This is a genomic window from Prescottella sp. GW823-FHT02E09, from assembly GCF_058797375.1.
In genome coordinates, this window is sequence record NZ_JBXAJP010000003.1 from 100,395 (window position 1) to 112,534 (window position 12,140).

Here is a 12,140-nt window from a genome sequence, read left to right on the forward strand (position 1 = left end):
CACTACGCGCGCGGCACCCACTCCCAGCTCGCGGTGCGGACGTCGGACTCGGGCTCACGACGCAGCCGCACCCGCAGGTGGCGATCCGCGAGATGTTCCACGACACCCTCACCCCACTCGACCACGACGACAGCCGCGGCCAGGTCGGTGTCGAGGTCGAGCGCGTCGAGCTGATCGTGCATGTCGACCTCGCCCGCCGCGCCCCCTTCGGAACCGAGCCGGTACGCGTCGACGTGGACCAGTCCGACCGGCGCACCACCGTCGGGTCGCGTCCCCGGCCGGTGCTCCCTGGCGATGATGAACGTCGGCGACGTCACCCTGCCCTCGACACCCAGACCCGCCGCGATGCCGCGGGTCAGCGCCGTCTTGCCGGCGCCCAGCGGGCCGTCGAGCACCACCAGGTCACCCGCACCGAGGTCGCGGGCCAGCGCCCGGCCGAGCGCCTCGGTGTCCTCGGTCGTGGGCAGCGTCGCGTTGCCCCCGGTACGTGTGTCAGCCGACATCGGTTCGCTCCAGTTCACCCGCCGGCACAGCTTTCTCGTGGTTCGCACGACTCGACACGGCACGCCGGACCAGCCGATCGATCGCATCGGAGGTTACCTGCGGGAACTCGAGCTCCACGAGATGGCCGGCGTCGCGCACCCGCACCAGCTCGGCCCGGGGCAGCGCGGCCGCGAGCGACTTGGAACTGGTGAACGGGATGATCATGTCGGCGTCACCGCACAGCACCAGCACCGGTGTGTCCGACAGCACCGGCAGCGCCTCCGACTCGTCGTGCAACTCCAACGATTCCAGGAAGTTGACGATCGTCACCACCGAGATGTCGTTGAGCATGCCCTCGGAGAACGCGACCAGCCGCGGACTGACCTCGGTGCCGTAGGACGCGGCGCGCAGGATGGGCGAGATGATCGCGCGCGCCGCGCCCCGCGCCTGCTGCACCACACCGGGTGCGGTACGCACCGCGAGGCGGAACCCGTCGATCACCGGGTTGTCGAGGTTGCGCCCGAGCCCCGACTTGTTCAGGCCGGCCGCCGTGGTCGCGAGCAGACCCACGCCGATCACCTTGTCGTCGAACAGTTCCGGGAACTGTCGGGCCATCGCGAGGATCGTCATGCCGCCCATCGAGTGTCCGACGAGCACCACCGGACCGGACGGCGCCACGTCCTCGATGACGGCCGCGAGGTCGCGGCCGAGCTGGGCGATGGTGCAGCTCTCGGTGGCGGGCACGCCGGACTCGCCGTGCCCGCGGTGGTCGTAGAACACCATCCGCGCCGTGTCGCCCCACCGCTGCGCGAGCATCGTGCGCTGGAAGTGCCACGACTCCATCCGCAGGCAGTAGCCGTGCACGAAGATCACCGTCAGCGGCGCGTCCGCCGGCCCCACCTCGCGCACCAGCAGCGGCACGTCGTCCTCGGTCACCACGACGCGACTGCGGTCGCCCTTCATGAGCTCGAAGTCCTCGGAGCCGTAGATCTCCGGTCCCCGCCGCGTCGCCGCAGCCTTGACCACGTTGAGTCCGGCGATCGCACCGACCGCCGCGGCGCCGAGCACTCCCCCGAACAGGCCGAGCCTGTTCAGGATGTTCACGAACCACCACCGGGGCCGCCGACATAGGTTCGCACCGTCCGGCCCCGCACCGAGGTCACCACCTCGTAGTGGATGGTGTCGAGCGCGTCCGCCCACTCCTGCGCGTGCGGTTCGCCGTGCTCGCCGTTGCCGAAGAACACCGCGGTGTCTCCCTCCCGCACACCGGCGCCGTCGGGACCGAGATCGACGACGACCTGATCCATGCAGACCCGCCCGATACCCGGGCGCCGGTCCTCACCCAGGCGCACCTCGAACCGTCCGCCCAGCGCACGCGGAATGCCGTCGGCGTACCCGACCGGCAGCAACGCGACCGTCGTGTCGTGCGGGGCCACCCACGTGTGCCCGTAGGACACACCCTCACCAGCTGTCACCTTCTTCACCAGCGCCACCCTCGATCGGAACGTCATGACCGGCCGCAGGCCGAACGTCCCCAGATCCGGTACCGGGGACAGTCCGTATATCGCAATTCCGGGCCGAACCATGTCGAATTGCAGGTCAGCACGGGTGAGGGTGGCCGCCGAGTTCGACAGATGCGCCGCCTCCGGAACCAGACCGATCCGCTTGGCGTCGGCGAGCGCGCCCGTGAAACGTTCCCGCTGATCGTCGATGACGGGGTGGTGCGGTTCGTCGGCGTGCGCGAGGTGCGAGAACACGCCCTTGAAACGAACCGCGCCCTCGGCCTCGGCCCGGGCGAGGTCCTTCAGGAAGTCCGTCCACTCCTCGCGCGAGACGCCGTTCCGGTTGAGTCCGGTGTCGACCTTGATCGTCACGGTGGCGGACGTGCCGACCTCCCGCGCCGCCGCGACGACGGCCGCGAGATGCCGCGGCGACGACAACCCCACCTCGACACCCGCCGCGAGCGCTGGGACGTAGTCGGCATCCGCGGTGTGCAGCCACGACAGCACCGGCGCGGTGATGCCCGCGTTCTTCAGCTCGATGCCCTCGGCGAGCGTCGTGACACCCAACTCCCGGGCACCGGCTGCGAGCGCGGCCCTCGCGACCGGGACCGCACCGTGGTTGTAGGCGTCGGCCTTCACGACAGCCATGACCGCCGCGTCGCCGGCGTGTTCCCGCAGGATCCGCACGTTGTGGGCTACCGCGTCGAGATCGATCACCGCTTCCGCCTGCGGCGCCGCCGCCGGCGGGGGCGTGTCCGCCGCCGAGGTGGCGTTCACGATGTTCGGGTCGGTGTCGGTCTCCTGCGCGGTAGTGGTCACAGATTTCGATCCTGCCACTCACCGGGACCGACCCGGTTCCTGGGTACAACCCGACCAGTCACGATTCGGGCACAGGTGCGCGAAGGATCCGAATCGCGGACCGCAGGTGCGCCAGCAGCGTCGACGCCGAGATCGGCGCGAGCCCGGCGTCCCCGATGTCGTCGGAGCCCTCCCGCGCCCCGAGGTTGGCGGCGAGCGAGTGCGCCCGGGCACCCGTCGCGGCCGCCACCGCCGGTTCCAGACCCGTCGCCATCAACGCACCGACGAGGCCGGACAGGACATCGCCCGACCCGGCCGTGGCCGCCCACGAACTGCCCGCGTCGTTGACGTACGCCCGGCCGTGCGGGCCGGCGATCACGGTGGCCCGGCCCTTCAGCAGAACCGTCACGCCCCACTCGGCGGCCAGCGCCCGCGTCGCCGCAACCCGGTCCGGCGTCGGCGCGACACTGGTGAGCCGCTCGAACTCGCCAGCATGCGGGGTCAGCAACGTCGGCGCACCACGCCGCCGCACCAGGTCCGGGTGCTCGGCCAGCAGATTCAGCCCGTCCGCGTCGACGAGGACCGGCAAGTCGGTTGCCAGCACCGTCCGCAGTTCCGTCAAAGCCTCGTCGTCGGTGCCGATGCCGGGGCCCACGACCCAGGCCTGCACGCGGCCCGCATCGGCGGGCGACGGGGCCGCGACCACCTCGGGCCAGTGTTCGAGCACCTCCGCGGCGGCCCGACCCGCATACCGGACCATCCCGGCGGTGGCCGTGACCGCGGCGCCGGCGGACAGCACGGCAGCACCCGGATAGCGTCCGCTGCCCGCGACGACGCCCACCACGCCCTGCGTGTACTTGTCGTCCGCCGCCCCCGGAACGGGCCACAACCCGCCCACGTCCCACGCGTCGAGCGCGACCAGCTCGGGCGTCGGCAGATCCAGCCCGATCGGCACCAGTTCGACCCTGCCGCACCGGGCCGCGGCCAGGACGTGCACCGGTTTGAGCGCCCCGAACGCGACCGTGACGGCAGCGGTCACGGCGGGACCGCCCACGGCACCGGTGTCGGGATCCACGCCGCTGGGCAGATCGACTGCGACGATCGGAGCGTCGAGTTCTGCGACGATCGCCGCCGCGGCCGGGCGCAGCGGACCCCTGCCGGAGATTCCGACGATCCCGTCCAGAACCAGATCGGGGGTGCCCGGGTCCGGCGACACGCGTCCGCCCACAGCCCGCAGTGCCGCGAGCCCCGCCGGGTGTGCCCGCGCCGGATCGAGCAGGATCGCCGTGACCGCCACACCGCGCCGGCGCAGCAGTGCGCCCGCCCACAGCGCGTCACCGCCGTTGTCACCCGAGCCCACCAGCAGCGTCACGGTGCGACCCGCCACGCCCCCTGTCCGGTCCCGCAGTTCGTCGGCGGTGACCCGGGCCAGGCCGTACGCGGCCCGCCGCATCAGCGTGCCCTCCGGCAGGCTCGCCAGCATCGGCGCCTCGGCGGCCTTGACCTCTTGCGTCGAGTGGTAGCTCCGCATCGCTACCCGACCGCCACCGGACCGGAGTACATGAACTGCGCGGCGAGCGGCGCGTTTTCACGGGTGGGCATGGCAGCTCCTCGCGAATTCGAGGTCGGGAGATGTAACTCGAGACACAATCATCGCCAGACTACGCTGAATCCCATGAAGACACGGGCAACTGCTCTGATCGCCGGAATCGCTTTGGCCGCAAGCCTTTCCGGTTGCGCCAACTCCTCGACCGACGAGCCGGTCTCCGACAGCGGACCGACGGTCGAGGTCTCGAACATGACCTACTCGCCCTCGTCGATCACGATCTCTGCGGGACAGACCGTGACGTGGGTGTTCGACGACCGCGGCACCCCGCACGACGTCGTGGGACTCGACGACGCGAAATCGGTGCTGCGCAGCCCGCTGAAGAACAGCGGGACCTGGGAGTTCACCTTCACCGAACCCGGCACCTACAACTACACGTGCTCGCTGCACCCGGACATGCTCGGTGTCGTCATCGTGACGTGACGACACCGAGCATCCGGGTCTGCGGATCTTGCCGCGGTTCGTCCGGTCCTACTCGACCGTGACGGACTTCGCGAGGTTGCGGGGCTTGTCGACGTCCAGACCGCGGGCCTGCGCCACCTCGGCGGCGAAGACCTGCAGCGGCACCGTCGACAGCAGCGGCTGCAGCAGCGTCGGCGCGGCCGGGATCTCGATGAGATGGTCGGCGTGTGCCCGCACCGCCTCGTCGCCCTCCTCCGCGATGACGATGGTCTTCGCGCCGCGCGCCTTGATCTCCTGGATGTTGGAGACCAGCTTCGAGTGCAGCACCGCCCGGCCCTTGGGCGACGGCATGATCACGATGACCGGCAGGCCCTCCTCGATCAGCGCGATCGGACCGTGCTTGAGCTCACCGGCAGCGAAGCCCTCGGCGTGCATGTACGCGAGCTCCTTGAGCTTGAGCGCACCCTCGAGCGCCACCGGGTAGCCCACGTGGCGGCCCAGGAACAGCACCGCGGGCGACTGCGCGAACTCGCGGGCGAGCGCACGCACCGGCTCGACGGTCGCGAGCACCCGGGTGACCAGCTCCGGCATCGCTGCCAGGTCGGCGTACTCCCGCGCCACCTCGTCCGGGTACTTCGTGCCGCGCGCCTGCGCCAAGGCCAGCCCCACCAGGTAGTTCGCGGTCACCTGGGCGAGGAAGGCCTTGGTGGAGGCCACGGCGATCTCCGGACCGGCCCGCGTGTACAGAACGGCGTCGGCCTCGCGGGGAATCTGTGCACCGTTGGTGTTGCAGATCGCGAGGACCCGGGCCTTCTGGTCCTTGGCATGCTTGACGGCCTCGAGCGTGTCCGCGGTCTCACCGGACTGCGAGATGGCGACGACGAGCGTCGACCGGTCCAGGACCGGGTCGCGGTAGCGGAACTCGCTCGCGAGCTCCACCTCGACGGGCAGCCGCGTCCAGTGCTCGATCGCGTACTTCGCGAGCAGGCCCGAGTGGTAGGCGCTGCCACACGCGACCACGAAGATCTTGTCGACGTCGCGCAGTTCCTGATCCGACAGCCGCTGCTCGTCGAGGACGATCTTGCCGTCGGAGAAGTGCCCGAGGAGCGTGTCCGAGACGGCCCGCGGCTGCTCCTGGATCTCCTTGAGCATGAAGTAGTCGTGACCGCCCTTCTCGGCGGCCTGCAGGTCCCAGTCGATCGTGAACGGGCGGCCCTGCTGCTCGTTGCCGGCGAAGTCGGTGATCGTGTAGCCGTCGGCGGTGATGATCACCACCTGGTCCTGCCCGAGTTCGACGGCGTCACGCGTGTGCTCGATGAACGCCGCGACGTCGGATCCGATGAACGTCTCGCCCTCACCCACACCGACGACCAGCGGCGTCGACCGACGCGCCGCGATGATCATGTCCGGATGCTCGACATGCGTGAACACGAGCGTGAACGCGCCTTCGAGCCGGCGCAGCACCGACAGCGCGCTCTCCACGAAATCGCCCGCCGTGGGTCCGCTCTCGTACGCCTTCGCAACGAGGTGCACGGCGACCTCGGAATCGGTGTCGCTGAGCAGGTCCACCCCGGCCGCCTCGAGCTCGGCGCGCAGCGGCGCGAAATTCTCGATGATGCCGTTGTGCACGACGGCGAACTTGCCGCCCGCATCCCGGTGCGGGTGCGCGTTGCGGTCGGTCGGCTTGCCATGGGTGGCCCAGCGGGTATGCCCCATTCCGGTGGTGCCGACGAACTGGTCCCGCCCGATCTCGTCGAGTTCGGCCTTCAGATTGTCGAGGCGCCCGGCCTTACGCTCGGTCGCCAAGCCACCTTCGCCGTCCAGGACCGCGACACCGGCGGAGTCGTAGCCGCGGTATTCCATCCGCTGCAGCGCCTTCTCCACGACATCCAAAGCCTGGCGGTGGCCCACGTAACCCACGATTCCGCACATGGTTCACCAGGGTACTTGGACCGCAGTTCGGAACGAACTCGGACGGGCGGTGCGGCGCAACTCCCGAGGGTCGCACCCGATCGGATAACGTCTCCCCCGTGGCGCAGACACCGAAGTCCCTGGTATCCAAGCTGTCCAAGCGTGGCCCACACAAGGTGCTGCGCGGTGATCTGGCGCTCGCGGGGCAGCCCGGCGTGGTCTACACCCCCGCCGAGGGGTTCAACCTCCCGGCCGTCGCGTTCGCCCACGACTGGCTGGCGAACACGACCAACTACGCCGCGACACTCGAGCACCTCGCCTCGTGGGGCATCGTCGCTGCCGCGCCGGCGACCGAACGCGGCCCGGTGCCGTCACACCTCGGGCTCGCCGCCGACCTGGGTACCACCCTCGACATCTGCACCGGTGTGCGCCTCGGTCCCGGCAGGATCAGCGTCCACCCCGAGCGCCTCGCGTTCGCCGGACACGGCATGGGTGCCGGTGTGGCGGTGCTCGCGGCAGCCCGGACGGCCCGCGTCAAGGCCGTCGCCGCACTGTTCCCCGCCCCCACGGCACCGTCCGCGACCGTCGCGGCCGCACGGATCGACGTGCCCGGCCTCGTCCTCGCCGGGGCGACCGACGTCGACTCCCTCAACAGCGACGCGCTCGCGCTCGCCGACGCCTGGAAGGGCGAGAGCCTGCTGCGGGTCGTCGACAAGGGTTCGAGCGCCGGCCTCGTCGAGGGGCGACGGCTCCTCGGATTCCTCGGCGTCGGCGGGTCCGAGCGCCGCACCCAGCACGTCACGCGCGCGCTCCTGACCGGGTTCCTGCTGCATCGCCTCACCGGCGACAAGGCCTACGCCCCGTTCGCCGACGCCGACGCGCACTTGCCCGGCACCCATCCGGCCGTGCGCGACGAGACCGACGAAGCGCTCGACCCCCGAGATGCCGCCGCCCACCACGCGAGTGCCCGGATCGGGCAGCTTCTCGGCCGTTAGCTCACAGCGGACCGGCCTCCGCGAGCACAGCCCCGGTCTCCTCACCGGGCACCGGCTGCGACCCCATCTCGGCGATCGCCGGCTCCTCGGCTAGGCGGCGCGGGGCCCCCTGCGGCGACCCGACCATCGAATGCGCGGCCGGAGCGTCCATCGCCCCGGACGCAGTCCCGGACCCCGCCGCGGACTCCGGTTCCGGCGCGGGAATGCAGTAGTCGGCCGGCGCTTCCTCCACAAGCGGCGCCGGCGGTGCCGGCTGCTCCACCGGCTCGTCCACGACCGGCGCCTCGTCCTCCGGACATTCGGGTTCCGGGGTGGGCGGAGGTTCGGTGGCCGGAGGCGGTTCGGGAGCGGGCGGCGGCGCGGGGGCGGGCGGCGGCGCGGGGGCGGGCGGCGGCGCGGGGGCGGGCGGCTCGGGTTCGGCCGCGGGCTCGGGTGGCCGCGAACATTCGCACGCACAGTCGCAGGAACAGCCCTGCTCCGGTTCGAGATCGAGGCTCCCGCCCGGCAGCGTCGATACGGCCGATGCGCGAACGATGCCGTCGACGATGTCGAGCGCAACCCCCGCCACCATCCCGACGACGGCCCCCGCGACACGGACCGCGCCGTCCAGCGCGAGCGATCCCTGCACTGCGACCGCGGGTTGCGCAGGCGGACAGTCGAATCCGCTCAGACTCGACGCTGACGTCACGAGTGTCGCTGCCGGCGCTGCGGTCACCGGGGGCACCGCCAGTGCCGGTGCCGGTGCCGGTGCGGTGCTGCACTGCCCCGACGGTCCTGTCGCGACCGGAGTCCGTGCCCGACAGTCCGCCGCGAGATCGGCGGGAGAGGGAAGGGCACTGTCGTCGATCTGCGCGAACACCCGTGCGAGCGAGCAGTAGACATCGTCGACCGCCGTCTCCGTCGCATCACAGATCGCTGTGAACTCGCGCAGCGTGTCCCGAACCTGCGGCAGGAAGACCCCGGTGAGCCATTCGCGGCTCGACTCCTGGAGCAGTCCGGCACCGGCCGACGCGCCACCGAACAGGAACCCGGAGTTCCCGAGCATCGTGTCGATCTCGGTGACGGCACGCCCGCCGATCTGCGACGCATCCCGCTCGCGCACCCACTCCGATTTCCGGGTCACAATCTCCCGCAGCTCGCGTTCGGCGGCGACCAGCGCGCTCCGGACGCTCTGTGCGGTGCTCCGCAACCGGTCCGCCCGCGCGAGGTTGCCGGACAGGTGCCGACAGGCCTGCTCGGCGGCGGCTCCCGCCCATACCTCCGGGAGCGCCCGGACCGCCCGAGCCTGATCGCCGAACGTCCGATCCAGACTGCCGGTGACCTGTCCGATCGCGTCGATGTCGGCGGCGAGCGCGGTCAGGTCGATGCCCCGCTGTTCGAAGTAGCGCGCCTCGGTCTGCTCGGGAGTCGCCGCCAGGTCACCCGTGCCCGTACAGGCCGCGACCAGGGCTGCACGGGGCAGGAACACCGCGAAGTACTGCAGACCACTCGACCCGGCATCGAGGATCGCGTCCACTACCGCCCACCCAGCGCGACGGCGTTCGCCGATTCCTGACGGTCGTACGCGTCGGCGGTGTCGCGGAGGGCACGCGCACCGTCGGCCGAACCGGCTGCCCACGCACCGATCGCCCGCGCGAGACGCGCGTACCCGTCGCGAATGGCCTGCTCACGAGCGGGGTTCGTCGATTCGCCACCGGAGGAGGCGAAGCCGCACTCCCGCACCGTCCGGGAGGCCTCGGTCAGCACCTCCGCGCCCGCCTGCAACGACTGCGCCGTCGCCCGCACCCCCGCAACGTCGATCGCGACCACGTCCGCCATCGGTACCGCCTTCCGCACCTGTCGCCTGTTGATTCGGATCCTTCGTCCTCTTCGACGCAGCAGCGCGGCCCGCGGTTCCGCTCGGTCTGCGGAGTTCGGTGGACCGGGTGCGCTAAGCGGAAGCCACCTTCTCCGCGAGCGTCCGCGCGATGCGCTGCGCCACGTCGAGATCGGCCGCCTCCACCATCACCCGCACCAACTGCTCGGTGCCGGACGGACGCAGCAGCACCCGGCCGGTGTCGCCGAGTTCCGCTTCCGCCTCGCTCACCGCGGACCGGACGTCCGGCGCGGCCGCGACAGCGGACTTGTCGGCGACACGGACGTTGAGCAGCACCTGCGGCAGCGCCGTCATCGCTGCTGCCAGGTCGGCGATCGACGCACCGGTGGCCACCATCCGCGCCATCAGCCGCAGGCCGGTGAGCACGCCGTCACCCGTGGTGCCGTAGCGGGGAAGCACGACGTGTCCGGACTGTTCACCGCCCAGGCTGAATCCGCCCGCGCGCAGTTCCTCGAGCACATAACGGTCACCGACCGCGGTGGTGCGCACCGCGATCCCGGCCTCACGCATCGCGATGTGGAGGCCGAGGTTGCTCATCACCGTCGCGACGAGGGTGTCGTCGACGAGCTCGCCGGAGTCACGCATCGCGATCGCCAGGACCGCCATGATCGCGTCCCCGTCCACGACCGCACCGGTCGCGTCGATCGCGAGGCAGCGGTCGGCGTCACCGTCGTGCGCCAGACCGATGTCCGCGCCGTGCTCGACGACGGCACGCTGCAACGTCTCGAGATGCGTCGACCCGCAGCCGTCGTTGATGTTGAGCCCGTCCGGATCGGCATTGATCGCGATCACGGTCGCACCGGCGTTGCGGTAGGCGTCGGGCGCAACCGTCGACGCGGCGCCGTGCGCGCAGTCCACGACGACGGTGAGACCGTCGAGCCGGATGTCGAGGGCACCGGCGAGGTGGGTCAGGTAGCGGCTCGTCGCGTCGAAGGCGACGTCGACACGCCCGATGCCGGCACCGGTGGGGCGTCGTGCGGGTCCCGCGGCGATCGCTGCCTCGATCCGGTCCTCGGCGTCGTCGTCGAGCTTGTGTCCGCCCGCCGCGAAGATCTTGATGCCGTTGTCGGGCATGGGGTTGTGGGACGCGGAGATCATCACGCCGAGCGCCGCGTCGTAAGCGCCGGTCAGGTAGGCCACCGCCGGTGTGGGCAGGATGCCGACCAGGACGACGTCGACACCGGCCGCGGTGAGTCCGGCCGTGACGGCCGCCTCGAGCATCTCGCCACTCGCCCGGGGATCACGACCGACCACGGCCACGGGCCGCTGCGAGTCGGATCCCGGGGGTGCGAGCACCTCGGCCGCAGCCCCGGCCACCTTCAGTGCCAACTCCGCGGTCAACTCGGCATTCGCCAAGCCACGCACGCCGTCCGTGCCGAACATACGACCCATAGAACCGATCCCTCGCATTCCGGTTGAGCAATCCGGGTGAGTATCCAGGTAAAGCACAAAAGCAGGCGTCCGGTAGCGAAAGAACTCTACGAACGCCTGCTCTCGTGGACGAACAGGTGCCGGAGCCGGCACGAATGCCGGCTCCGGCGACACATCAGCGCTTGGAGTACTGAGATGCCTTGCGGGCCTTCTTCAGGCCGTACTTCTTGCGCTCGACGGCGCGAGCGTCACGCGTCAGGAAGCCGGCACGCTTGAGCGCGGGGCGATCCTCGGCGGTGACCTCGATCAGAGCGCGGGCGATGGCGAGACGCAGCGCGCCTGCCTGGCCCGAGGGGCCGCCACCGGTCAGGAGGGCGGTGATGTCGAACGACTCGGTGCGCTCGACCAGGACCAGCGGAGCCTTGATGAGCTGCTGGTGCACCTTGTTCGGGAAGTAATCCTCGAGGGTGCGGCCGTTCAGCTTGAACTCACCGGTGCCGGGGGTCAGGCGGACGCGGACGACCGCCTCCTTGCGACGGCCGACGGTCTGAACCGGACGATCGATGACGATCGGGGCCTGCGGAGCAGCCTCGTACGACTCGACGACCTCGGTCTCGGTGGTGTACTCCGAGACGTCGTCTGCCACGGCCTCGACAGCCTCGACGGCCTCGTTGAAGTCTTCGTTGCTCACTGGGCGACCTGCTTGATCTCGAACGGCACCGGCTGCTGCGCGGCGTGGGGGTGGGTCGGGCCTGCGTAGACCTTCAGCTTGCCCGCGATGGCGCGGCCCAGCTTGTTCTTCGGGAGCATGCCGGTGACGGCCTTCTCCACCAGGCGATCGGGGTTCTTCTCGAGAACCTCGCCGACCGAACGGGACTTGAGGCCACCCGGATGTCCGGAGTGGTGGTACAGGAACTTGTCCGTACGCTTGTTGCCGCTGATGGCAACCTTGTCGGCGTTGATGATGACGACGAAGTCGCCGCCGTCAACGTGCGGTGCAAAGGTGGGCTTGTGCTTGCCGCGGAGCAGGTTGGCTGCCTGCACGGCAAGGCGACCGAGCACCACGTCTGTGGCGTCGATGACGTGCCAGGTACGGGTCACGTCTCCGGCCTTCGGGGAATACGTAGGCACAGAACTTCCTCGTCTGTTCGTTTCTGCTGCTGGCCGAGTGTGCTGCGCTGACGGTTCTCGGCGGC

At 70.6% G+C, this 12,140-nt stretch carries 12 protein-coding genes; 2 read left to right on the forward strand and 10 right to left on the reverse strand.

What is annotated here, in order from left to right:
* Positions 1-2 precede the first annotated feature (2 nt).
* The 4 genes from tsaE to AC1RIF_RS08240 all read right to left on the reverse strand — a co-directional run bounded on the left by tsaE (position 3) and on the right by AC1RIF_RS08240 (position 4,314).
* Positions 3-503, reverse strand: coding sequence for a tRNA (adenosine(37)-N6)-threonylcarbamoyltransferase complex ATPase subunit type 1 TsaE (gene tsaE, locus AC1RIF_RS08225; protein ID WP_492600893.1), 501 nt, complete (start codon positions 501-503; stop codon positions 3-5).
* A complete protein-coding gene (locus tag AC1RIF_RS08230; RefSeq protein WP_492600894.1) occupies positions 493-1,587 on the reverse strand; it encodes an alpha/beta fold hydrolase in 1,095 nt (364 codons plus the stop codon). Before AC1RIF_RS08230 ends, tsaE begins: the two co-directional genes overlap by 11 nt.
* The gene (alr, locus tag AC1RIF_RS08235) at positions 1,584-2,765 is read right to left on the reverse strand and encodes an alanine racemase (RefSeq protein WP_492601338.1); all 1,182 of its coding nucleotides are present in this window, start codon (positions 2,763-2,765) and stop codon (positions 1,584-1,586) included. The genes AC1RIF_RS08230 and alr overlap by 4 nt, the downstream gene beginning before the upstream one ends.
* Positions 2,766-2,862: 97 nt before the next feature.
* Positions 2,863-4,314: an NAD(P)H-hydrate dehydratase gene (locus tag AC1RIF_RS08240; protein WP_492600895.1), complete on the reverse strand. Its 1,452-nt coding sequence runs from the start codon at positions 4,312-4,314 to the stop codon at positions 2,863-2,865.
* Between the two features lie 144 nt (positions 4,315-4,458).
* Here AC1RIF_RS08240 and AC1RIF_RS08245 point away from each other — a divergent pair, with 144 nt between their 5' ends.
* Entirely contained in the window at positions 4,459-4,812 is a 354-nt protein-coding gene (locus AC1RIF_RS08245) for a cupredoxin domain-containing protein (protein ID WP_492600896.1), read from the forward strand.
* Between the two features lie 48 nt (positions 4,813-4,860).
* Here AC1RIF_RS08245 and glmS read toward each other — a convergent pair whose 3' ends face one another.
* Positions 4,861-6,723, reverse strand: coding sequence for a glutamine--fructose-6-phosphate transaminase (isomerizing) (gene glmS, locus AC1RIF_RS08250; protein ID WP_492600897.1), 1,863 nt, complete (start codon positions 6,721-6,723; stop codon positions 4,861-4,863).
* Positions 6,724-6,821: 98 nt separating this feature from the next.
* On the opposite strand from glmS, the gene AC1RIF_RS08255 reads away from it, so the two are divergent.
* Entirely contained in the window at positions 6,822-7,697 is an 876-nt protein-coding gene (locus AC1RIF_RS08255; RefSeq protein WP_492600898.1) for a dienelactone hydrolase family protein, read from the forward strand.
* 1 nt (position 7,698) lies between these two features.
* Here AC1RIF_RS08255 and AC1RIF_RS08260 read toward each other — a convergent pair whose 3' ends face one another.
* From AC1RIF_RS08260 to rplM, 5 genes are all read right to left on the reverse strand, one after another.
* Positions 7,699-9,213 carry a hypothetical protein gene (locus AC1RIF_RS08260; protein ID WP_492600899.1) on the reverse strand — a complete coding sequence of 505 codons (1,515 nt, stop codon included), beginning with the start codon at positions 9,211-9,213 and terminating at the stop codon, positions 7,699-7,701.
* A complete protein-coding gene (locus tag AC1RIF_RS08265; RefSeq protein WP_492600900.1) occupies positions 9,213-9,515 on the reverse strand; it encodes an N-acyl-D-amino-acid deacylase in 303 nt (100 codons plus the stop codon). Before AC1RIF_RS08265 ends, AC1RIF_RS08260 begins: the two co-directional genes overlap by 1 nt.
* A 112-nt stretch (positions 9,516-9,627) precedes the next feature.
* Entirely contained in the window at positions 9,628-10,965 is a 1,338-nt protein-coding gene (gene glmM, locus AC1RIF_RS08270; protein ID WP_492600901.1) for a phosphoglucosamine mutase, read from the reverse strand.
* A gap of 154 nt (positions 10,966-11,119) precedes the next feature.
* The gene (rpsI, locus tag AC1RIF_RS08275; RefSeq protein ID WP_492600902.1) at positions 11,120-11,635 is read right to left on the reverse strand and encodes a 30S ribosomal protein S9; all 516 of its coding nucleotides are present in this window, start codon (positions 11,633-11,635) and stop codon (positions 11,120-11,122) included.
* Positions 11,632-12,075, reverse strand: coding sequence for a 50S ribosomal protein L13 (gene rplM / locus AC1RIF_RS08280; RefSeq protein WP_022597326.1), 444 nt, complete (start codon positions 12,073-12,075; stop codon positions 11,632-11,634). The genes rpsI and rplM overlap by 4 nt, the downstream gene beginning before the upstream one ends.
* Positions 12,076-12,140 lie beyond the last annotated feature (65 nt).